This is a genomic window from Synechococcus sp. A15-24, from assembly GCF_014280195.1.
Lineage (GTDB): Bacteria > Cyanobacteriota > Cyanobacteriia > PCC-6307 > Cyanobiaceae > Parasynechococcus.
Genome location: NZ_CP047960.1, coordinates 1,760,396 through 1,781,881 on the forward strand (window position 1 = coordinate 1,760,396; position 21,486 = coordinate 1,781,881).

At 60.1% G+C, this 21,486-nt stretch carries 24 protein-coding genes, 1 tRNA gene and 1 rRNA gene; 16 read left to right on the forward strand and 10 right to left on the reverse strand.

What is annotated here, in order from left to right; genetic code table 11:
• Positions 1-6: 6 nt before the first annotated feature.
• Positions 7-1,490: ribosomal RNA gene (locus SynA1524_RS09990) — 16S ribosomal RNA — on the reverse strand.
• Positions 1,491-2,178: 688 nt separating this feature from the next.
• Here SynA1524_RS09990 and SynA1524_RS09995 point away from each other — a divergent pair.
• On the forward strand, positions 2,179-3,633 hold the full coding sequence (locus SynA1524_RS09995; protein ID WP_186497520.1) for a glycoside hydrolase 100 family protein: 1,455 nt from the start codon (positions 2,179-2,181) through the stop codon (positions 3,631-3,633).
• 58 nt (positions 3,634-3,691) lie between these two features.
• Here SynA1524_RS09995 and petD read toward each other — a convergent pair whose 3' ends face one another.
• Both petD and petB read right to left on the reverse strand, forming a co-directional pair.
• Positions 3,692-4,174, reverse strand: a complete 483-nt coding sequence (gene petD / locus SynA1524_RS10000; RefSeq protein ID WP_011128824.1) for a cytochrome b6-f complex subunit IV — start codon at positions 4,172-4,174, stop codon at positions 3,692-3,694.
• A 39-nt stretch (positions 4,175-4,213) separates the two neighbouring features.
• Positions 4,214-4,870, reverse strand: a complete 657-nt coding sequence (petB, locus tag SynA1524_RS10005) for a cytochrome b6 (RefSeq protein WP_011128825.1) — start codon at positions 4,868-4,870, stop codon at positions 4,214-4,216.
• Positions 4,871-4,937: 67 nt separating this feature from the next.
• Here petB and ctpZ point away from each other — a divergent pair, with 67 nt between their 5' ends.
• The 7 genes from ctpZ to SynA1524_RS10040 all read left to right on the forward strand — a co-directional run bounded on the left by ctpZ (position 4,938) and on the right by SynA1524_RS10040 (position 9,581).
• The gene (gene ctpZ, locus SynA1524_RS10010; RefSeq protein ID WP_186497522.1) at positions 4,938-6,215 is read left to right on the forward strand and encodes a carboxyl-terminal processing protease CtpZ; all 1,278 of its coding nucleotides are present in this window, start codon (positions 4,938-4,940) and stop codon (positions 6,213-6,215) included.
• The gene (locus tag SynA1524_RS10015) at positions 6,212-7,483 is read left to right on the forward strand and encodes an HD domain-containing protein (RefSeq protein WP_186497524.1); all 1,272 of its coding nucleotides are present in this window, start codon (positions 6,212-6,214) and stop codon (positions 7,481-7,483) included. The genes ctpZ and SynA1524_RS10015 overlap by 4 nt, the downstream gene beginning before the upstream one ends.
• A complete protein-coding gene (locus tag SynA1524_RS10020) occupies positions 7,453-8,112 on the forward strand; it encodes a septum site-determining protein MinC (protein ID WP_186497526.1) in 660 nt (219 codons plus the stop codon). The genes SynA1524_RS10015 and SynA1524_RS10020 overlap by 31 nt, the downstream gene beginning before the upstream one ends.
• Positions 8,113-8,168: 56 nt before the next feature.
• Positions 8,169-8,981, forward strand: a complete 813-nt coding sequence (gene minD, locus SynA1524_RS10025; RefSeq protein WP_186482090.1) for a septum site-determining protein MinD — start codon at positions 8,169-8,171, stop codon at positions 8,979-8,981.
• 4 nt (positions 8,982-8,985) lie between these two features.
• Positions 8,986-9,246 carry a cell division topological specificity factor MinE gene (gene minE, locus SynA1524_RS10030; protein ID WP_011128830.1) on the forward strand — a complete coding sequence of 87 codons (261 nt, stop codon included), beginning with the start codon at positions 8,986-8,988 and terminating at the stop codon, positions 9,244-9,246.
• Positions 9,247-9,309: 63 nt separating this feature from the next.
• Positions 9,310-9,519: a helix-turn-helix domain-containing protein gene (locus tag SynA1524_RS10035; RefSeq protein ID WP_186497528.1), complete on the forward strand. Its 210-nt coding sequence runs from the start codon at positions 9,310-9,312 to the stop codon at positions 9,517-9,519.
• Positions 9,510-9,581: transfer RNA gene (locus tag SynA1524_RS10040), tRNA-Thr, on the forward strand. Before SynA1524_RS10035 ends, SynA1524_RS10040 begins: the two co-directional genes overlap by 10 nt.
• On the opposite strand, the gene SynA1524_RS10045 is transcribed toward SynA1524_RS10040, so the two are convergent.
• The 5 genes from SynA1524_RS10045 to SynA1524_RS10065 form a co-directional block, all read right to left on the reverse strand.
• The gene (locus SynA1524_RS10045; RefSeq protein WP_186497530.1) at positions 9,572-9,775 is read right to left on the reverse strand and encodes a hypothetical protein; all 204 of its coding nucleotides are present in this window, start codon (positions 9,773-9,775) and stop codon (positions 9,572-9,574) included. The two genes, SynA1524_RS10040 and SynA1524_RS10045, sit on opposite strands and share 10 nt — an antisense overlap.
• Positions 9,772-10,377 carry an L-threonylcarbamoyladenylate synthase gene (locus SynA1524_RS10050; protein WP_186497532.1) on the reverse strand — a complete coding sequence of 202 codons (606 nt, stop codon included), beginning with the start codon at positions 10,375-10,377 and terminating at the stop codon, positions 9,772-9,774. Before SynA1524_RS10050 ends, SynA1524_RS10045 begins: the two co-directional genes overlap by 4 nt.
• Positions 10,374-11,264, reverse strand: a complete 891-nt coding sequence (gene prmC, locus SynA1524_RS10055) for a peptide chain release factor N(5)-glutamine methyltransferase (protein ID WP_186497534.1) — start codon at positions 11,262-11,264, stop codon at positions 10,374-10,376. The genes SynA1524_RS10050 and prmC overlap by 4 nt, the downstream gene beginning before the upstream one ends.
• Complete coding sequence (gene dprA, locus SynA1524_RS10060; RefSeq protein WP_286188564.1) at positions 11,261-12,271, reverse strand: DNA-processing protein DprA; 1,011 nt, start codon at positions 12,269-12,271, stop codon at positions 11,261-11,263. The genes prmC and dprA overlap by 4 nt, the downstream gene beginning before the upstream one ends.
• Positions 12,272-12,346: 75 nt before the next feature.
• Positions 12,347-12,799, reverse strand: coding sequence for an acyl-CoA thioesterase (locus tag SynA1524_RS10065; RefSeq protein WP_186497546.1), 453 nt, complete (start codon positions 12,797-12,799; stop codon positions 12,347-12,349).
• Between the two features lie 44 nt (positions 12,800-12,843).
• On the opposite strand from SynA1524_RS10065, the gene SynA1524_RS10070 reads away from it, so the two are divergent.
• Positions 12,844-13,692, forward strand: coding sequence for a universal stress protein (locus SynA1524_RS10070; RefSeq protein ID WP_186497548.1), 849 nt, complete (start codon positions 12,844-12,846; stop codon positions 13,690-13,692).
• 2 nt (positions 13,693-13,694) lie between these two features.
• Here SynA1524_RS10070 and psbM read toward each other — a convergent pair whose 3' ends face one another.
• Both psbM and SynA1524_RS10080 read right to left on the reverse strand, forming a co-directional pair.
• Positions 13,695-13,799 carry a photosystem II reaction center protein PsbM gene (psbM, locus tag SynA1524_RS10075; RefSeq protein WP_049692459.1) on the reverse strand — a complete coding sequence of 35 codons (105 nt, stop codon included), beginning with the start codon at positions 13,797-13,799 and terminating at the stop codon, positions 13,695-13,697.
• A gap of 59 nt (positions 13,800-13,858) precedes the next feature.
• Positions 13,859-14,320, reverse strand: a complete 462-nt coding sequence (locus SynA1524_RS10080; RefSeq protein ID WP_186497550.1) for a 2Fe-2S iron-sulfur cluster-binding protein — start codon at positions 14,318-14,320, stop codon at positions 13,859-13,861.
• Positions 14,321-14,508: 188 nt separating this feature from the next.
• On the opposite strand from SynA1524_RS10080, the gene psbB reads away from it, so the two are divergent.
• The 7 genes from psbB (at position 14,509) to SynA1524_RS10115 (ending at position 21,385) form a co-directional block, all read left to right on the forward strand.
• Positions 14,509-16,068, forward strand: coding sequence for a photosystem II chlorophyll-binding protein CP47 (gene psbB / locus SynA1524_RS10085; protein ID WP_186497552.1), 1,560 nt, complete (start codon positions 14,509-14,511; stop codon positions 16,066-16,068).
• Positions 16,069-16,089: 21 nt separating this feature from the next.
• Positions 16,090-16,185, forward strand: a complete 96-nt coding sequence (locus SynA1524_RS10090) for a photosystem II reaction center protein T (protein WP_011128841.1) — start codon at positions 16,090-16,092, stop codon at positions 16,183-16,185.
• 178 nt (positions 16,186-16,363) lie between these two features.
• Positions 16,364-16,846 carry a transcriptional regulator NrdR gene (gene nrdR / locus SynA1524_RS10095; protein WP_186497561.1) on the forward strand — a complete coding sequence of 161 codons (483 nt, stop codon included), beginning with the start codon at positions 16,364-16,366 and terminating at the stop codon, positions 16,844-16,846.
• Positions 16,847-16,947: 101 nt separating this feature from the next.
• The gene (locus SynA1524_RS10100) at positions 16,948-18,051 is read left to right on the forward strand and encodes a 30S ribosomal protein S1 (RefSeq protein ID WP_186497563.1); all 1,104 of its coding nucleotides are present in this window, start codon (positions 16,948-16,950) and stop codon (positions 18,049-18,051) included.
• Positions 18,052-18,057: 6 nt separating this feature from the next.
• Positions 18,058-18,834: an HAD family hydrolase gene (locus tag SynA1524_RS10105; RefSeq protein WP_186497565.1), complete on the forward strand. Its 777-nt coding sequence runs from the start codon at positions 18,058-18,060 to the stop codon at positions 18,832-18,834.
• A gap of 24 nt (positions 18,835-18,858) precedes the next feature.
• Entirely contained in the window at positions 18,859-20,118 is a 1,260-nt protein-coding gene (metK, locus tag SynA1524_RS10110; protein WP_011128845.1) for a methionine adenosyltransferase, read from the forward strand.
• A 1-nt stretch (position 20,119) separates the two neighbouring features.
• The gene (locus SynA1524_RS10115) at positions 20,120-21,385 is read left to right on the forward strand and encodes an FGGY-family carbohydrate kinase (RefSeq protein ID WP_186497567.1); all 1,266 of its coding nucleotides are present in this window, start codon (positions 20,120-20,122) and stop codon (positions 21,383-21,385) included.
• Positions 21,386-21,486: the final 101 nt, after the last annotated feature.

Below are 21,486 nucleotides of genomic sequence, written 5' to 3' on the forward strand. Positions count from 1 at the left end.
TCCCTGTTAGGAGGTGATCCATCCGCACCTTCCGGTACGGATACCTTGTTACGACTTCACCCCAGTCATCAGCCCCACCTTCGACGTCCTCCTCCCGAGGGTTGGAGTAACGGCTTCGGGCGTGGCCAACTTCCATGGTGTGACGGGCGGTGTGTACAAGGCCCGGGAACGTATTCACCGCAGTATGCTGACCTGCGATTACTAGCGATTCCTCCTTCACGTAGGCGAGTTGCAGCCTACGATCTGAACTGAGCAACGGTTTATGGGATTTGCTTGTCCTCGCGAACTTGCTGCCCTTTGTCCGTTGCATTGTAGTACGTGTGTAGCCCAGGATGTAAGGGGCATGATGACTTGACGTCATCCACACCTTCCTCCGGTTTATCACCGGCGGTCTCTCTAGAGTGCCCAACTTAATGCTGGCAACTAAAGACGTGGGTTGCGCTCGTTGCGGGACTTAACCCAACATCTCACGACACGAGCTGACGACAGCCATGCACCACCTGTCACTGCGTTCCCGAAGGCACTCTCTCGTTTCCAAGAGATTCGCAGGATGTCAAACCCTGGTAAGGTTCTTCGCGTTGCATCGAATTAAACCACATACTCCACCGCTTGTGCGGGCCCCCGTCAATTCCTTTGAGTTTCACACTTGCGTGCGTACTCCCCAGGCGGAACACTTAACGCGTTGGCTACGACACCGAGGGGGTCGATTCCCCCGACACCTAGTGTTCATCGTTTACGGCCAGGACTACAGGGGTATCTAATCCCTTTCGCTCCCCTGGCTTTCGTCCATGAGCGTCAGTGATGGCCCAGCAGAGCGCCTTCGCCACTGGTGTTCTTCCCGATATCTACGCATTTCACCGCTACACCGGGAATTCCCTCTGCCCCTACCACACTCAAGCCCAACAGTTTCCACTGCCATGATGGAGTTAAGCTCCACTTTTTAACAGCAGACTTGAAGGGCCGCCTGCGGACGCTTTACGCCCAATAATTCCGGATAACGCTTGCCACTCCCGTATTACCGCGGCTGCTGGCACGGAATTAGCCGTGGCTTATTCATCAAGTACCGTCAGATCTTCTTCCTTGATAAAAGAGGTTTACAGCCCAGAGGCCTTCATCCCTCACGCGGCGTTGCTCCGTCAGGCTTTCGCCCATTGCGGAAAATTCCCCACTGCTGCCTCCCGTAGGAGTCTGGGCCGTGTCTCAGTCCCAGTGTGGCTGATCATCCTCTCAGACCAGCTACTGATCGATGCCTTGGTAGGCCTTTACCCCACCAACTAGCTAATCAGACGCGAGCTCATCCTCAGGCGAAATTCATTTCACCTCGCGGCATATGGGGTATTAGCGGTCGTTTCCAACCGTTATCCCCCTCCTGAGGGCAGATTCTCACGCATTACTCACCCGTCCGCCACTAACCCGAAGGTTCGTTCGACTTGCATGTGTTAAGCACGCCGCCAGCGTTCATCCTGAGCCAGGATCAAACTCTCCGTTGTAGATCAAGTCCTTTTGATAATTTTCATCATCTCAACTTAATTTGCGTCACCCATTATTCAGCATTCGCTGGAAACAGTTGAGGCCTCCTTCCCGCTGACACAGAAAGGGTTCTTAAGAGTGCACATCTAGATTTCTCTATCTATGACTTTCCAGGATCTCAGATCCGGTTGTTGCTCCACATTGCGCACACCGGCAACAGAAAGGATCGTGAAAACCTTCCCGTTGCAAGCACAATGCTTCGACGCAACGAAATTTTTTGACGGGACCTCACACCTTCATCGCTTCTTCATTCAATCCCTCACCTGACCTTTCGGCTCGGTTCAGAACCAAACGCGATGAAAGCGTCAGTTCCTAAACTTTTCAATTGTCCAGGTGCGACCAGTTCCCTAGCCCCTTCCTTTCAGAAGAGTGGTAACTGATCAACGCGGCCTCTCGCGACCGCTTGAAGAACTTACAACACCGTGGGATCGCTCCCTCTTGGTCTTGCAAGTGACCCAAGACACTTCAAGGCTTTCGCCCCTCAGGCTTCGGTCTTGCGCTCTCACCTCTCGGCTCCTGCACAAGTTAAAATCATACCACTCCTTACGCCCACGGCGCAACTACAGACCATCCAAAGCATCTGCAGAGTTGCTTCCACTGGCGAAATCCATTGCCACACCTAGCTTCTGAACAGAGGAGACCATGTGGATGGCAGGGGGTTTCACGGAACAGAGTCAGCGCTTTCGCCCCAGTTCCAAGGAAGAGCATGTGGTGCAAAAAGCTGAAGAGCACTTCGAGCGCACCCTGATCACCATTCGTGGAGAGCTCGCCGGCAGCGTGGCTGCCCTGGAACATCCCAGCGATGACGAAGCCCTGAACTACGGCGAGATCTTTCTCAGGGACAACGTTCCCGTGATGATCTATCTGCTGCTGAAGCGACGGTTTTCGATCGTCCGGCAGTTCCTGACGGTGTGCCTGGATCTTCAGAGCACGAGCGTGCAAACCCGCGGCGTCTTCCCCACCAGCTTCGTGGAGGAAAACGAGGAACTGGTGGCCGACTACGGGCAGCGTTCAATCGGACGGATCACCTCCGTGGACGCAAGCCTCTGGTGGCCGGTTCTCTGCTGGATTTACGTCAAACGCAGCGGAGACACGGAGTTCGGCCGCAGTCCAGAAGTGCAACGGGGTCTGCAACTGCTCCTGGACCTGGTGCTCCACCCCAGCTTTGAAGGCACGCCGGTGCTGTTCGTCCCCGACTGCGCCTTCATGATTGATCGCCCCATGGACGTGTGGGGCGCACCGCTCGAGGTGGAGGTGTTGCTGTTTGCAGCCCTACGCAGCTCCATTGAGCTGATGGAGCTCTGCCAGCGCCACGAAAGCAGTGTGCTTCTTGAAGAACGGCTGCGCCTGAGCCGTCGCTGGATGCATGACCTACGTCAGTACCTGCTGAAGCACTACTGGGTCACCAGCAAAACCATGCAGGTGCTCAGACGACGACCCACCGAGCAGTACGGCGACAACCAATACCAGAACGAATTCAACGTTCAACCCCAGGTGATCCCTGACTGGCTCCAGGACTGGCTGGACAACCGAGGTGGATATCTGATCGGCAACATGCGCACCGGTCGACCGGACTTTCGTTTTTACAGCCTCGGCAATTCACTCGCCTGTCTGTTCGGGTTGCTGACGGCACCACAGCAACGTGCCCTGTTCCGCCTGGTGCAACACAATCGCCAGCATCTGATGGCACAGATGCCGATGCGCATCTGTCACCCCCCCATGGAGGGGGTGGAATGGGAGAACAAAACTGGATCAGACCCCAAAAACTGGCCCTGGAGCTATCACAACGGTGGGCACTGGCCCAGCCTGCTCTGGTATTTCGGCGGATCGATCCTTCTGCACGAGCGCATCCATCCCCATGCGGACATGCTGCTGATGACGCAGATGAAAACGTTGGTGGAGGAGTGCTACTGGAGCCAACTCAACCAACTTCCTCGCCAGCAATGGGCCGAATACTTCGATGGGCCCACGGGAACCTGGGTTGGGCAGCAATCACGCACTTACCAAACCTGGACCATCGTTGGTTTCCTGCTGCTGCATCACTTCCTCAGGGTTGAACCTAACGACGTGTTGATGCTGCACCTCGATGCCGGTTTGAGCTGAGCAACAAAAAACCCCGACTCCAAAGGAGCCGGGGTCAAGGAAAACATCACGTTTTGAATCAGAACAGGCCGAGGGTCAGTGACTTGTCAATCGGGAGAGCAGCACCAATTCCGAGGTAGATGGTGGTGACGGTTCCGAACAGGAACACAGTCATCGCTACGGGACGACGGAAAGGGTTCTGAAACTTGTTGAAGCTCTCAATGAAGGGAACCAGCATCAGGCCCAGGGGGACAAGGGTCTGGAGAGCGATGCCCAGCAGTTTGTTGGGAACGACCCGAAGGATCTGGAACACGGGGTAGAGGTACCACTCAGGAAGGATTTCCAGAGGAGTGGCGAAGGGGTCAGCCTTGTCAGCCAGCATCGCGGGGTCAAGAACCGCAAGGCCAACGATGCAGGCAATGGTTCCAAGGATGACGACCGGGAAGATGTATAGAAGGTCGTTGGGCCAGGCAGGCTCCCCGTAGTAGTTGTGCCCCATGCCCTTGGCGAGCTTGGCGCGCATCTTGGGGTCGGAGAGGTCAGGCTTCTTGAGAATGTGCATCGGTGAGTCCAGGTGTTGGGTTAACGGTAGGAACGCAGATCACAAGGGACCAGAAATGCCCTGCTTCCGGATCATCAGGAAGTGCATGAGCATGAACACGGCGAGCAGCCAGGGCATCACAAAAGTGTGCAGGCTGTAGAAGCGAGTGAGGGTGGACTGACCAACGCTTTCACCACCGCGGAGCAGCTCGACCATGAAATCACCCACAACTGGAATGGCTGCTGGAACTCCGGAAACAATCTTGACGGCCCAATAACCAACCTGGTCCCAAGGAAGGGAGTAACCGGTGACACCGAAGGAAACAGTGATCACGGCCATGGTTACGCCGGTGACCCAGGTGAGCTCACGGGGACGCTTGAAGCCGCCGGTGAGGTAAACACGGAACACGTGAAGAATCAGCATCAGCACCATCATCGATGCGCTCCAGCGATGCACCGATCGAATCAACCAGCCGAAGCTGACGTCTGTCATCAGGTACTGAACAGAGGAATAGGCCTCGGCAACAGTCGGCTTGTAGTAAAAGGTCATCGCGAACCCAGTCGCGAACTGAATCAGGAAGCAAACCAGGGTGATGCCGCCCAGGCAATAAAAGATGTTGACGTGGGGCGGCACGTATTTCGTGCTGATGTCATCAGCAATGTCCTGAATTTCCAGACGTTCCTGGAACCAGTCGTAAACAGGGGATGAGTTCGCCATGCACAAGCGGGCTCGGGTTGCGAAAGTCTACGCAGCACGCTTCTTCCAAGGAGCCGACCCGACCGTGATGTATCCAACTGTTAACGATCCCTCAGAGTGCCTGCGGCACAGGCGTTCTCACTGGGTCAAGTCCCTTTGTGTCCTGATCCTCGGACTGTTTTTGACGCTTGCTGGCCCCTGTTCGGCCACAGCGCTGAGCGATACCCAACAGTTGGTGGTGGACAGCTGGCGGCTGGTGAACCAGGGATATCTCGATCCCGAACACCTCGATGCCGTGCGCTGGCGACGTCAGCGCCAGAAGGCTCTGGAAAAAAGCATCGTCAGCAGCGAAGACGCTTACAGCGCCATCGACGGAATGCTCTCAGCTCTCGATGATCCCTACACCCGTCTGCTGCGCCCAGACGATTACGCCGCACTGAAGGACAGCACCAGCGGCAACCTCAGCGGCGTCGGCTTGCAGCTTGGCCCCTCCGAACAGTCCGATCGGGTGGTGGTGATCTCTGCCCTCGATGGATCCCCCGCCTCGGATGCCGAGCTCATGACCGGCACGTCGATTCTCGCTGTGGATGGCACATCTGTGACGGATCTGGGGCTAGAGGGCACAGCTGCTGCTCTTCGAGGTGACGTGGGAACGCAAGTGGTGCTGAGCATCGAAGCGGCCGATGGCTCTGCCGATGAGGTCACCCTGGAGCGACGCAGCGTTGACCTGCGACCGGTTCGAACGCGGCGACTGCGCAGCGATGACCACACCTTCGGCTATCTGCGCATCACGCAATTCACCGATGGCGTTCCTGAACAGGTGCAACAGGCGCTGGAGGAACTTCAGGACAAAAACATCGAAGGTTTAGTGCTGGACCTGCGCAACAACTCTGGGGGTCTGGTGAGTTCCGGTCTCGCAGTTGCCGATAACTTCCTCGCCGGCGGCACCATCGTGGAAACCCGCAACCGCGATGGCATCGATGACGCCATCAACGCCAACCCCTCAACCCTTTATGACGGCCCCATGCTGACCCTGGTGAATGGGGGAACGGCAAGCGCCAGCGAAATCCTGGCGGGAGCACTGCAGGACAACGAACGCTCCACGCTGCTGGGCCACCAAACCTTCGGTAAAGGGCTGATCCAGACCCTGACCAATCTAAGTGATGGCAGCGGTCTTGCTGTCACAGTGGCAGGTTATGTCACCCCCAACGGTCACGACATCCAGGGCGAAGGGATTGCACCGGACCGGCAGCTCTCCGATCCAGAACCCCTGGCACACGGTGGTGATGGAGACCGTTGGATCAGCGAAGCCGAGCAGTGGATGGAAGCCCTGCTGGAGCAATCGCCGGATCCCGCTGCCGAATGAGTCAGCGGACGTACCACGACCCTCTCCACCGCGGCATCCAGCTGGATAGCCATCGGCCCGGCGAGGCCATGGTGATGGCCCTGGTCGAGACAGCACCCTTTCAGCGTCTGCGCAGGGTTCGGCAACTGGGGCCAGCATTTCTGACCTTTCACGGCGCTGAATCAAGCCGGTTCACCCATTCACTCGGCGTGTTCCATCTAGCCAGGCAGGCCTTTGAGCGTCTGTTGAAGCTCAGCCCGGATCTCGAACCTCATCGGCCACTGCTGTACGCCGCCGCTCTCCTCCACGACATCGGCCATGGCCCCCTCAGCCACACCGGCGAGGAGATGTTTGGGCTGCATCACGAAAGCTGGTCAGCCCGAATCGCGCAAAACCATCCCCAGATTCAGGCCTGCCTTGATCAAGAGGATCAGGGCACGGCACAGGCCGTTGCGGCACTTCTGGAACACGGCCAGGCGCCCCACCCAGTGGTGAAGCGGCTGGTGAGCAGCCAGTTGGACTGTGACCGGCTGGATTATCTGCTCAGAGACAGCTACAGCACAGGCACCCGTTACGGCCAGTTGGATCTGGAGCGCATCATGGCGGGGCTGACCTTGTCCCCCGACGGGGATCTGGCCATTCATCCAAAGGGCCTGATGGCCGTTGAGCACTACCTGGTGGTGCGCAACCTGATGTACCGCAGCGTGTACAACCATCGCCTGAACGTGGTGTGCAACTGGTTGCTGGAACGGCTTGTGCGCCTGGCCCGGCAGCTGGGTCCTGACCTCGTCTGGGCTGATGGCGTGATGCAGCGCTGGCTCTGGAACGCCGATGAACTCGACCTCGACAGTTTTCTGGCCAACGACGACGTCCGCACCGGGTATCACCTGCAGCGCTGGCAGGAGGAGGGACCACCAGCGCTGGCCAGTCTCTGCCGCCGCTTTCGCGAGCGGGATCTGCTCAAAGCCACGGCCGTGACGCAACTCACCCGGGAGGAGCAGCTGCAGGCCCTGGCAGTTGCCGGTCGGCTGGCCGAGCAACGGGGAATCGATCCCTCCCTGAGCTGCGGACTGCGTCATCAGGAATTGAGGGGCTATCACCCCTATCGAGGGGGACTCAGGCTGTGGGACGGCGAGCAGATGCAAGCTCTGGAAGAGGCTTCACCCCTGGTGGCCAGTCTGGCCACCCCCGCCGCCACCTCCTGGCTGATTCACCCCAGGGAGATCCAGAAGGAGCTGAGGAGAACGATGGACGTTGAATGGGGCTCTTCCTTGACATCCGATCGGTGAAGACGCTGTACCTGCCGGATCAACGGCTTCAGCACTGGCGAGATGCCTTGCCAGACCTGCTGAACACCTGCCCTGTGGGCAGGCTTGGTCTTCACTGCGGAGACTGGTCGCTGACCTGCAGTGACCTCAGAGATCTGCAACGGATCCTGGAAGACTCCGGTCGGCAGATCCATCGGCTGGAGGCCACGGTCGCCGAAACGGTGGTGAGTGCAGCGGCAATCGGACTGGATGGTCGACTGTGTGAAGCGGGGTCTTCTGATGAGGACAAGCCATCGCCTCCTCCGGGAAGCCTGACGGTTCATCAGGGCACCCTCCGCTCCGGAGACCACCTGCAGAGTGATGGCAGTCTTCTTGTAGTTGGAGACGTCAACCCCGGCGCTCGAATCAGCGCGGCCGGGGACGTGTTGGTGTGGGGACGGCTGCGGGGGGTCGCCCATGCCGGCAGGGACGGTGCGACCTCAACACGGATCGTGTCGCTGCATCTGCGGCCGCTGCAACTGCGCATCGCTGATGTGGTCGCGCGCGGGCCGGAGGACCAACCCATTGCTGGCATGGCGGAGCAGGCGCGTCTGGTGGATGGCGAGATCGTGATCGAACCAGCCCAGCCCCAGGCCCTGGCTCGGTCCTGATCAGGTTGTCACCTGCAACACGCTGCCTATCGTAATCAGAACTTTGTGATGACCTCGTGTCGACGACGCGAACAATCCTGATCTGCTCGGGCAAGGGCGGCGTCGGCAAGACCACCACCACAGCCAATCTCGGCATCGCTCTGGCCCGCCGGGGCGCCAGCACCGTGGTGCTGGATGCTGATTTCGGTCTGCGCAACCTCGATCTTCTACTCGGCTTGGAGAACCGCATCGTTTACACAGCTCAGGAGGTTTTGGCGGAGACCTGCCGGCTGGAGCAGGCCTTGGTGAAGCACAAACAGGAACCGAATCTGGCGCTGCTTCCAGCCGGGAATCCCCGCATGCTCGAGTGGCTGACCCCCAAGGACATGCAGGCGATTGTTGCGCTGCTTGAGGAGCGCTTTGATTACGTGCTGATCGACTGCCCGGCAGGAATCGAGGATGGCTTCAAGAATGCTGCGGCCGCGGCCAGGGAAGCCGTGGTGGTGACCACACCGGAAGTGGCGGCCGTACGGGATGCCGACCGGGTGATCGGCCTGCTCAACACCCAGGGGGTTTCCCCGGTCCAGCTGGTGTTGAACAGGGTTCGCCCAAAAATGATGTCGACCCAGGAAATGCTGTCCGTGGACGACGTAACGGACATCCTTGCGCTGCCATTGCTCGGCCTGGTATTCGAAGACGAGCAGGTGATCGTGAGCACCAACCGCGGCGAGCCACTCACCCTCGGCCCCGCCAATTCCCCAGCGGCCCAGGCTTATACCAACATCGCCGGCCGCCTGCAGGGTGAAGACATTCCATTGATGGACCCCGCCAAGGCCCGTCAGGGACTGCGCGCCAAGATGCGCAGGCTTATGCAAACCAAGATCTTCTGAACCGATGACCCTGCAAGATCTGATCGACAAACTGCTGGGGCGTCAGCCTGCAAGTGCCGACACGGCCCGTCAGCGCCTGCAGCTTGTGCTCGCCCATGACCGCAGTGATCTCAACCCTGAACTGCTGGATCAGATGCGGCGGGAGATTCTTGAGGTGGTGTCCCGTTATGTGGAGATTGACCTTTCAGAAGGTGATGTCAGTCTCGAAACCGAGGATCGTGTCACCGCTCTGGTCGCCAATCTGCCCATCCGCCGCACCCTCTGACCTGTTGCGGTTCATTCGTTTCAACGGTGTCTGGGGAATCCTTCGGTCATCCGACCTTGATGCATGTTCTCCGACATTCCGCTCACCCCTGCCGAACAGCGGGTGAGCGCTCTTCTTCTCCAGGGCCTCAGCAACCGGGCCATCGCAGAGCGGCTGGTGATCAGCCATAGCACCGTTGAATGCCACATCAGCCGGGCCCTGGCCAAAACCGGTTGTGTCAACCGGCTGGAACTGGCGCTGCGGATGCTTACGATGCCTTCAACGCCGGCTTAGCTCAGCGGTAGAGCAGCGCTTTTGTAAAGCGAAGGTCATCGGTTCAAATCCGTTAGCCGGCTTCAGAGTGGTCATGGCTTGGTCCTTTCCCAGTCTGTTCCCATTGGCGACCAGACAACAACCAAAGCGCCAGTGGCAGCACCATCCAGCCCAGCCATCCGAGGCGGAGAACTGAAGTGAGAACGGCTTCAAGGGGCTCCACCAGCCAGTGCAGCAGGCCCAGCAGCAGCAGGATGCACCCAATCAATGTCGTCATCCGCCTTCGGTGACCCTCTGAGGCATCACAGCACCCTGGCGCAGCACGTTCCATCGTCCTGAGGACGTCCAGCTGATGACGGTGCTGGCCTGCCCCGAAGGAGGGAGCCAGGGTTGAGGCCCCAACTGAGGAAGGTTGGGGAAGTAGACCGCAGCCTGCTCCGGAGTCATGGCTGCTGGATCTCCGGAAGGATTCGCACTGCTGGTGGCCAGGGGACCGGTGCGGTGCAGCAGCTCGCGACACTGACGACAGTTGGGAATACGGAGTCCGAGACAGGTTCCCCCTGGGTTGAGCGCCTCGAGGACCGCCCCATGGGCCGGAACCACCAGGGTCAGGGCTCCAGGCCAATGCCGCTCAGCCATCCAGCGAGCATCGTCGCGACAGGACGGCTGGGCATGGCGCAGCAACACCTCCGCCGTCGCCCCCAGCAGGATCAATGGTTTATCGGCAGGCCTGCGCTTGAGTCGCCAGATGTCACCAGCATGCGACGGAGCAATGGCGAGCCCTGGCACGGTGTCGGTGGGGATCACCGCCGCACCACCTTGAAGAAGGTGCTCTGCCAGCTCGTGGGAAGCCAGCACCCTGGCTCGATGCCTGCTCATGAGCAAGGGGAGAGCGATCGGCGGGCCAGAGCGAAGCGGTTGACGCCTTCGAGATCTCGGGCCGCACGGATGGAGCTCAAGCCAGCCTGGTTTAACAGGTTGAGCACCGGCGCACTCTGATCGTGGTGATGCTCGATCAGGATCCACCCTCCCGGAGCCAGAGCACGACAAGCTCCCGCCACAACCTCACGGATCGCCTGCAAACCGTCGATTCCACCGGCTAAGGCCAGATGGGGTTCATGATCACGGACCACAGGATCGAGGTTGAGGATCAGGTCGGACGGGATGTAAGGGGGGTTGCAGACCACAAGATTGATGTGTCCCCACCACGGCTCCAGCGGTTCCCACCAACGGCCCTGGTGCAGATGCCACTCCCCCTCGGGAGCCAGAGCCTCAAGATTGGTCCTGGCTAATGCAAGGGCATCGGGGCTGAGATCGACAGCATGGCCCGGGGTCGCCGACATCGCCCGACTGAGGGCAACGGCGATGGCTCCAGATCCTGTCCCCAGATCGGCCCAACGTTCGATGGACATCCCGGCGATCGTCTCCAGCGCTAGATCCACAAGCACTTCCGTTTCCTGGCGCGGGATCAGGGCTGCGGCCGACACCGCCAGTTCAAGATCGCGCCAGGGACAGCGGCCAACAAGATGCTGCAGGGGAATGGCTTGGTCGAGATGATGCCCCCAGATCTGCTCGAGATCCTTCAGCGAAAGCTTCAGCTGCACAGTGCGCTGCGGCTCCACCAGCAGGCGCTGGAGAGACGACCATGACAGCCCCCCGGCGAGGTCCAGAAGCCAATCGAAGTCGACACGACGCCCCCCTCGCTGAAGCTGCCGACGTCGCCAATTCAGCAGCGATGCCCCCTCCAGCTGCTGGGCAGTGGTCACGGCCGACAGGGCTTCCAGAGAAATCCAGACTCACACACCACCTGCCCTGCCAATTCCAGCTCGAGCAGATCGCTGGCCAGGCGACCAGCCGGCAGCTTGAGGGTCTGTTGAAGCTGCTCGATGGAGGCTCCCGCGCCCAGAGCCTTCACAAGAGCAGGGGCCGTGGCATTGGCCTTGTGGCAAGGCCCGGGGCCGAGATGCTCCACAAGCTCCTTTGGAGACAGCAAGGGCGCAGCCGCGTTCTGCAGAAGCCTGTTGCTGCCACGACTGGACCAGCGCCCCGCATCACCGGGGACAACCCAGACAGGACACTGTTGCTCTGCGGCGAGGCGCGCTGAGATCAAAGCACCGCTGCGATCCGGACACTCCACCACCACCAAAGCGCAGGAAAGACTTACTAACAGGCGGTTCCTGGCAGCAAAGTGACCTGGCTGAACAGACTCCCCAGGCTGGCGCTCGCTCAACAACAAACCGTTGCGAGCGACCTCCTCTTGCAGTGCCTGGTGATGCCGCGGATACACACGATCCAGCGGTGTTCCCAGCACAGCGACGGGAACGCCATCAGCCGCCAGACAACCGCGGTGAGCCGCCGCATCGATCCCCTCCGCCAGACCACTGACCACTGGCCAGCCGGCTCCAGCCAGAACACTGCCCAGATGTTCTGCCATGCGGAGGCCATGGTCCGAGGCAGCACGGGTTCCGACCACGGCCACAGCGCGGCGCTGACCCAGCCAAGCAAGAACATCCGCACGCCCCTGCTGATGGAGCACCAGTGGGGGCCGATCAAGCTTGTTCAACCCCTGGGGCCAAATCTGATCCAGGGGGGTCAGAACATTGCTCGGGATCTTGAGCTGGGGGCTGCTGCCGTGCAGCCGCCGGTAACGCTCTACCTTGTCGAGCAGTGGGTCAGGCCAGGAAAGCACCTTAGCGAGGCGTTCCCTGGACCATGCCCAGCAGTCATCGAGGCCCACACCATGCTCAAGGGCAGCGGCCTGTAGCGCAGCCATCCGCGAAGACCCGATGCCCGGGCATCCACTCCAAGCCCACCACCATCCGCGCATCCACGAACTAATACAGATGTATCACTCTAGAGTGTTAGAGGGTCCTCCCTGGAGTGCGGACAGAGCGGGGCGGACGGCCTCTGGAGGCTGTCGAAGCAGCCGCCCACGACCCAGGATCACCAGCTCCACCCGGGCCTCAGCCATGACCCGCCCATCGAGCAAAAAACAGCTCCGCCAGTGCCAGCGCACCCCTGATTGGGACCCACAGTGACTCTCGAGCACAATTTGGTCGCCATGACGGATGGACCGGCGGTATTCCAGGTTCATTGCCACGACAGGCATTTCCACTCCCATGGTCGCCATCGCTGAATAACTCAATCCAGCAGCAGCCAGCGCTTCAACTCGCGCCTCCTCCAGCCAGGCCACATAGGCCCCGTGCCACATCACCCCGGCATGGTCGGTGTGCTGGGGCAACACCCGCTTGCAGAGCCTCCAGGGTTGGGGCGTAACGCTGTCCGTCAGCTTGTCCTGCACTCGGAATCCTGCCCATAGGCTTTCGATCAGGTTGCCGCAACACCGTGTTCAAAAAACTCCTGATCGCCGATTCCGGCAAAGGGCATGTGGAGGAAATGATCCGGATGCTGCAGGACATCCCCTCCATGCGCAGCGCCGCTATGGCACTGCTGCACGTGATCCCTGAACAGAGCAAAGCCGGGGCCGATAGCCATCGCATCGATGCTGAAGAACTACTGGACAGCGCCGTCAATCGGATGGGACTTGAGCGCAGTCTCGTCACACCACTGGTGAGAGAGGGAGACACAAAGCAGACCGTGCTCAAGGTGGCTGAAGAGCAGAACTGCGACCTGATCGTGATGGGCTCACGGGGGCTTGGACGTCTCCAGTCGATCCTGGCCAACAGTGCCAGCCAGTACGTCTTCCAGCTCTCCACCCGACCGATGCTGCTGGTGCGTGACGACCTTTACGTAAGGCACGTCAACCGCGTGATGGTGACCATCGATGGCACGGGTGTGGGAGACGACGCCCTGCGCAGCGCCTGCGAACTGGTGCAGCAGATTCCAGGCGGCACCCTCACGGGTGTTCACGTCATCTCTCAGGAGACAGCTCCAAGCCGTGGCGGCCTCAGCAAAGCCGACGAACTTCTTCAAGCGGCGGCACAACGGGCCCGCAGCTTCGGGGTGGAACTGAAATGCCTCACCGTTCAGGGCAAAGATATTGGCCGGGCGGTCTGCCAGGCCGCAGAGCAGGCCAATGCTGATCTTCTGGTGATCGCCTCCCAGGACCGTCGGCCCCTTGTGGCTCGGGGTCTTGTCGATCTCGACAAGCTTCTGGGCGGATCAGTCAGTGACTACATCCGCGTGCACGCCCCAGCGCCTGTCTTGCTGGTTCGCGAGCCAGAACGCGGCTGAGATCAACCCTCGCTGCGGTTGGTGCCGATGTAGAGGACGATCAGGAAAATTGCCGGAACCAGGATGAACAGGAGACTGGCGACGAATCCGAGATCGTTGGTTTCCATGGCCGCTGAAGGTTTCCAGGCGAAGGTATCACCGGCCCAAGGCCATCGACCAAGACGCTTCAGTCCTCGTCATCGGCAGTAGCAGCCTTGGTGTCCTCATCGGATGATTCTTCGGCCTCGTCTTCGGCCTCGGGGGGTGTTGGCCAGGCCAGAGGTCCGGCAGGAAGTGGCGCCTGACGCGCTGCGTTCAAGCGGTTGTCGGCGTCCGGCAGGCGCACCTGGGGGCGGGTCAGGACCATCACCGACGTCTCCACCAAGGCCTGACAGGCAAGGCGCCATTCGGCCGGACGTCGGCGAAGCTTGTTGTCCTCAACGGGCGTACGGGCCGTCAACGCCTCCTTCCCACCTTCATCGACAACGGAAACGAAACAAGTAATGCATTGGCCACAGCCACCGCAGTTCCCCAGCTGACCTTTCAATCCGTAAAGCTCGATGCCCTCGCGCAGGGCCACCTCCCGCAGGTTTTCGCCCGGATAACACTCAACATCACGACCTTCACGGACAAAACGGATCACCGGCATGGGAGATGTCGTCAGCAGCGGCCACCACTATGCGACCAAGGGTTGCGTTTTGTGAACAGCTGATCGCGATCATTCGTGTCACCGAGCGTTTCAGCTGAGGCGACCTCCCACCGCTCCCAGAGAAGAACCCCTTACCATCGCGAAGTCTGATTGCGTTTACACGCGGTCTTGTCCCCCGAACCTGACCCATGGGATTGCCCTGGTATCGGGTGCACACCGTTGTCATTAATGACCCGGGCCGCCTTCTGGCCGTGCACCTCATGCATACAGCCCTAGTTGCCGGCTGGGCCGGCTCCATGGCGCTGTACGAACTCGCCATTTTTGACCCTTCCGACCCTGTCCTGAACCCCATGTGGCGTCAGGGCATGTTCGTGATGCCATTCATGTCACGTCTGGGCGTGACTGGCAGCTGGGGCGGTTGGAGCATCACCGGTGAAACCGGTGTCGATCCCGGCTTCTGGAGCTTTGAGGGTGTTGCTGCTGCTCACATCGTGTTTTCAGGCCTGCTGATGCTGGCCGCCATCTGGCACTGGACCTACTGGGATCTCGAGATCTGGCAGGACCCCCGCACCGGCGAACCCGCCCTCGATCTCCCCAAGATCTTCGGCATTCACCTTCTGCTGGCTGGTCTCGGCTGTTTTGGTTTCGGAGCGTTCCACCTCACCGGTGTCTTCGGCCCGGGCATGTGGGTCTCAGATCCATACGGGATTACCGGACACCTCGAGGCTGTTCAACCGTCCTGGGGTCCTGAGGGATTCAATCCCTTCAACCCTGGTGGCATCGTTGCTCACCACATCGCGGCTGGAATCGTCGGCATCATCGCCGGCATCTTCCACATCACCACGCGTCCTCCCGAGCGCCTCTACAAGGCTCTTCGGATGGGCAACATCGAAACAGTGTTGGCCAGCGCCATTGCAGCAGTGTTCTTTGCCGCTTTCATCGTGGCTGGAACCATGTGGTACGGCGCAGCTGCTACGCCTGTTGAGCTGTTTGGTCCGACCCGCTACCAGTGGGATCAGAGCTACTTCAAGACCGAGATCAACCGTCGTGTCCAGACCGCCATGGATGACGGTGCAACGCGTCAGGAGGCTTATGAGTCCATCCCTGAAAAGCTTGCTTTCTACGATTACGTCGGCAATAGCCCTGCCAAGGGTGGTTTGTTCCGTGTTGGCCCGATGGTGAATGGTGATGGTCTGGCCACCTCTTGGGTTGGTCACATCGTCTTCACCGACAAAGAGGGTCGTGAACTTGAGGTTCGCCGCCTGCCCAACTTCTTCGAGAACTTCCCTGTCGTCCTCCAGGATGAGCAAGGCATAGTGCGCGCCGACATTCCCTACCGTCGCGCAGAAGCCAAGTATTCCTTCGAACAGCAGGGCGTCACTGCTGAGGTGTTCGGTGGAGCTCTGGACGGTCAGAGATTTACCGATCCTGCTGACGTGAAGCGTCTAGCTCGTAAGGCTCAGCTTGGAGAGGGCTTTGACTTCGACCGCGAGACCTACGGTTCCGACGGTGTCTTCCGCAGCTCACCCCGCGGCTGGTTCACCTTCGGCCACGCCACCTTTGCGCTGCTCTTCTTCTTCGGTCACATCTGGCACGGTGCTCGCACCCTCTACCGCGATGTGTTTGCCGGTATCGACCCCGATCTCGGCGACCAGGTGGAATTCGGTCTGTTCGCCAAACTCGGCGACAAATCGACCCGCCGTCTGCCCGAGGGCTACGTTCCTCCCGCTGGAACACCCCTCAACTGATCGCCTCTCAGGAGACCCTCGATGGAAAGCTTCGCTTACGTCCTCATCCTTACCCTCGCGATTGCCACTCTGTTTTTTGCAATTGCATTCCGCGATCCCCCGAAAATCGGTAAGTGATCGATCCAAAAACCCCGCCACGGCGGGGTTTTTTTGTGACCTTTCCTGGATCCAATTCAACGCACCATCGGCCATCCACAGACGACGTCCACTGACAGGCAAAAAACGACGTAATACCGGCCTTTTCATCAGTCAGTTCAATGTTTAGAGTTGAGAGAGTTCTCTAACTGTTTCAGGCTTGCAGTGCCCTTCCTGCCAAAACACTGATAGCCGGGTGCTCGAATCACGGGCAGCTGATGGCGGCAGAAGTGTGCGCCGGCGACGTGAATGCCTGAACTGTGAGATTCGGTTCACCACCTACGAGCGCGTGGAAACCGTTCCCATCACGGTGATCAAGCGAAATGGAAACCGAGAAATCTTCAGCCGCAGCAAACTTCTGCATGGGCTCAACCGGGCGTGCGAAAAGACAGGCTTGGATGCCTCCCGGCTTGAAGCCCTTGTGGAAGAGCTGGAACTCAAGCTCCAGCAACGCAGTGGACGCGAAGTAAGCAGTGCTGAAATCGGTGAACTGGTGCTGGTGGAGCTGAAACAGATGAGCGAAGTTGCCTACATCCGTTTCGCTTCCGTTTACCGCCAATTCCAGGGCATCGATGATTTCGTTTCAACCCTGGAAACCATGAACCGCAAACCCGGGCCGGGGCATCTCGCAGCCGTGGGCTGAGCCCCACTGATCTGTAGGATTCATAGTTCTCCTTGAACCGTCGGCGGGCGGTTCATGCGAACCACTCGTACTACCCGCATGAGGTAGACCGCCATACCCCCATGTCCGCGACTCCCACGGAAGAGCAGCTTCAGGACGTCCAAACCGCAGCGACCGAAGAGGTCAGCCAGGACGCCGCCGCAGCTGTCGCCAGCGTTGATGAAGCCTTCGAGGCCGCAGAAGATCTCGGCATCCCCGAGGACGTTCCCACCGCTGATGATCCGGGCAGCCGAGCCAGCAGCCACAATCTCGATGACGCGGGATTCACCATTGATGAATTCGCTGCGCTGCTGAGCAAGTACGACTACAACTTCAAGCCTGGCGACATCGTTAACGGCACCGTCTTCGCCCTGGAAGCCAAGGGCGCAATGATCGATATCGGCGCTAAGACCGCTGCCTTCATGCCTCTGCAGGAGGTGTCGATCAATCGGGTGGAAGGGCTGAGCGATGTGCTGCAGCCCGGCGAGATCCGCGAGTTCTTCATCATGAGTGAAGAGAACGAGGATGGACAACTCGCGCTCTCGGTGCGGCGCATCGAATACCAACGGGCCTGGGAACGGGTGCGCCAGCTGCAGAAAGAGGACGCCACCATCTACTCCGAGGTGTTTGCCACCAACCGCGGTGGTGCCCTGGTTCGGGTGGAAGGCCTGAGGGGCTTTATCCCTGGCTCCCACATCAGCACCCGCAAACCGAAGGAAGAGCTGGTGGCCGACTTCCTGCCGCTGAAATTCCTCGAGGTGGATGAAGAGCGCAACCGCCTGGTGCTCAGCCATCGCCGTGCCCTGGTGGAGCGCAAGATGAATCGCCTCGAGGTCGGCGAAGTGGTGGTCGGCACCGTTCGCGGCATCAAGCCCTATGGCGCCTTCATCGACATCGGCGGCGTCAGCGGCCTGCTGCACATCTCGGAGATCAGCCATGAACACATCGAGACCCCCCACTCGGTGCTCAACGTGAATGATCAGATGAAGGTGATGATCATCGATCTCGACGCTGAACGAGGCCGGATCTCACTTTCAACCAAAGCACTGGAACCGGAGCCCGGAGACATGCTCACCGACCCCCAGAAGGTGTTCGAGAAAGCAGAGGAAATGGCTGCCCGCTACAAGCAGATGCTGCTGGAGCAGGCCGAGGAAGGAGAGGATCCGATCAGTTCCATGATGATCTGATTCGCCATGGCGACACTGCTGCTGAGGGGTGTTCCCATCGGCACAATCCAGGGGGTGCTGTTCGACAAGGACGGCACCCTTTCCCATAGCGAGCCGTACTTGCTCGATCTAGCCGAACGACGGATTCAGATCGCTGAAGAGCTCTGGAACTGCCAAGCCCCCTCCCCCAAAGAGGAGAACACGCTCGGGCCGATGTTGCGCCGTGCCTTCGGCATTCAAGGCGAACAGCTGCACCCTGGTGGAACCCTGGCGGTTGCTGCACGACAGGACAACCTCACCACCATGGCCACAGTGTTCTGTCTGCATGGATGCAGCTGGCCCACTGCAATCGCTCTGGCCCAGAGCTGTTTTGATCAATGCGATCAGCAGGAGCACGATCGAAACAGCATCAGTCCACTGCTGGATGGAGCTGAAGACCTCCTGCGCTGCTTGCATTCAAAGGGCATCACCAACGCCATCATCAGCAACGACACCCGTGCAGGGATCCACGCCTTTCTCCAGCATCACGGCCTCAGTCATCTGATCGCTGCCTGTTGGAGTGCCAATGACAGCCCGCGGAAACCGGATCCTGCCGCTGTTTTGAGTCTCTGTTCACGTTTGGGGCTCGATCCTGAAGAGTGCGCCTTGATCGGTGATGCCGAAACCGATCTACAGATGGCAGCGGCCGCTGGCATCCGTCTGGTGATCGGCTACGGCGGTGGCTGGGGACTGACACCCGAACTCCCCAGCGCTACACATTGGTTGGACAACTGGGCGGAGATGGGGCTAGAAGCCGACCCGTAAAGTCCTGCCACAAGATTCCATTCCATGAGCCGTTACGTCTTCACATCCGAATCGGTCACGGAGGGACATCCCGACAAGATCTGTGATCAGGTCAGCGATGCGGTGCTGGATGCTCTGCTGGCCCAGGACCCCAGCAGTCGGGTGGCCTGCGAAACGGTAGTGAACACCGGGCTGTGCATGATCACCGGCGAGGTGACCTCCAAAGCGCAGGTGGATTTCATCCACCTGGTGCGCAACGTGATCAAAGAAATCGGTTACAGCGGAGCTCGGGCCGGTGGCTTCGATGCGAACAGCTGCGCGGTGCTGGTGGCCCTCGACCAGCAGTCTCCAGACATTGCCCAGGGTGTGGACGAAGCCGATGACCACGAGGGCGATCCCCTCGACCGTGTCGGCGCCGGCGACCAGGGCATCATGTTTGGCTACGCCTGCAACGAGACCCCGGAGCTGATGCCACTGCCCATCAGCCTGGCCCACCGTCTCGCGAAGCGTCTGGCCGAGGTCCGTCACAACGGCAGCCTCGAGTACCTGCTGCCCGACGGCAAGACCCAGGTGAGCGTGGTTTACGAGAACGACAAGCCCGTCGCCATCGACACGATCCTGATCTCCACGCAGCACACGGCCGAAGTGGCCGGCATCAGCGATGAGCAGGGCATCCGTGAGCGCATCACCGAAGACCTGTGGACCCATGTGGTGGAACCAGCCACCGCCGATCTGGCCCTGAAACCCAGCCGTGAGGCCACGAAATATCTGGTGAACCCCACCGGCAAGTTTGTGGTGGGCGGTCCCCAGGGTGATGCCGGCCTCACCGGTCGCAAGATCATCGTGGACACCTACGGCGGCTATGCCCGCCACGGCGGTGGCGCCTTCTCCGGCAAGGATCCCACCAAGGTGGATCGCTCCGCCGCCTATGCCGCCCGCTACGTGGCCAAGTGCCTGGTGGCCTCCGGCCTGGCTGAACGCGCTGAAGTGCAGCTGAGCTACGCCATCGGCGTCGCCAAGCCTGTGTCGATCCTGGTGGAGTCCTTCGGGACTGGGAAGGTGTCGAATGCCGAGCTCACCGAACTGGTGCAGGAGCATTTCGACCTGCGCCCCGGCGCCATCATCGAAACCTTCGGACTGCGCAACCTGCCCCAGCAGCGCGGTGGTCGCTTCTACCAAGACACAGCCGCCTACGGCCACTTCGGTCGTAACGACCTCAAAGCCCCCTGGGAGGATGTGGCCGCCAAGAGCGAAGAGCTGGTGAAGGCCGAAGCCAAGCGCATCAAGCAAGGCGCCACGGTTTGACGTGAACGTTGAAACATCGCTGGCGCTCGGCATCGACCTGGGCACCAGCGGTGTTCGCATTGCGGTGCTGAATCAGCAGGGCACGCTGATTTATTCGTCGTCCGCTGAGTACGCCACGGGATTAACAGCCCCCTTGGACTGGGCTGAGGCGTGCCGCGACTTGATCACCCATTTGCCCGCTCAGATCAGAGGTCAACTGGCCGCTGTTGCGGTCGATGGCACCTCGGGCACGCTTCTGGCTTGTCGGGAGGATGGCACTCCCATGGGGCCTGCACTGAGCTACGCCACCGCGTTCCCCGAGCAGACCAGTGCACTCAAACGGCTGGTGCCAGATGGCTGCGCGGCATCCAGCAGCAGCGGCAGCTTGGCGCGAGCCCTGCAGTTGCTGAACCACCATGGCCACATTGATCGCCTGCGACATCAAGCCGACTGGATCAGCGGTTGGTTCCTGCAGAACTGGCAATGGGGCGAAGAGGGCAACAACCTCAAGCTTGGATGGGACCTTGAGCAAGCCACCTGGCAGGGCTGCATCGCTGATCAGTCCTGGAGTTCGGCCTTGCCTGAGGTGAAGCAGAGCGGTGCCGTGCTGGGACGCATCGCAACCGATCAGGCCAGGAATCTCGGCGTACCAGAGGATCTGCTCGTGGTGGCCGGTACAACCGATTCCAACGCGGCGGTGTTGGCCGCGAACCCCGGCGACAACGACGGGATCACCGTGCTGGGCACCACTCTGGTGATGAAGCGATTCACGCCAGTACCGATCCAAGGAGCCGGCATCACGCGGCATCGGATCGGGCAGCGATGGTTGTGTGGCGGGGCTTCCAACGCTGGGGCCGGCGTGCTGCGGCGTTATTTCACCGATGCTGAGCTGGCGGAACTCAGCCGCCAGATCGACCCAGACCAAGACAGCGGCCTGAGTTACCAGCCCCTTCCGGCCCGTGGCGAGCGATTTCCCGTGGACGATCCCAACCTCGAGCCGGTGCTGGAGCCACGGCCGGTGAGTGATGCCCTGTTTCTGCATGGGCTGCTGGAAGGTCTGGCGGAGATTGAGGCCAAGGGTTGGGAGCGACTGACGGAACTCGGGGCGGATCCACCGCAACGGGTGATCAGCCTCGGCGGTGGTGCCCGAAACCCCCAGTGGCGCAAGATCCGGCAGCGGCGGCTTGGCCTTCCCGTGGTGAGTTGCAACCAACCACCGGCCGCAGGTGTTGCCCTGCTGGCCCTGAGTCGGCAGCGGCAGACCGAGTACAAGATGAACAAGTCATAAGATTTTCGCCATACATTCATTACCGAGTTATCAAATGCAATTCTCAGTCGATAAAGGCAAACATTTTGTTGCAAGCTGGCTGAATTGAACTGGTTTCTCAG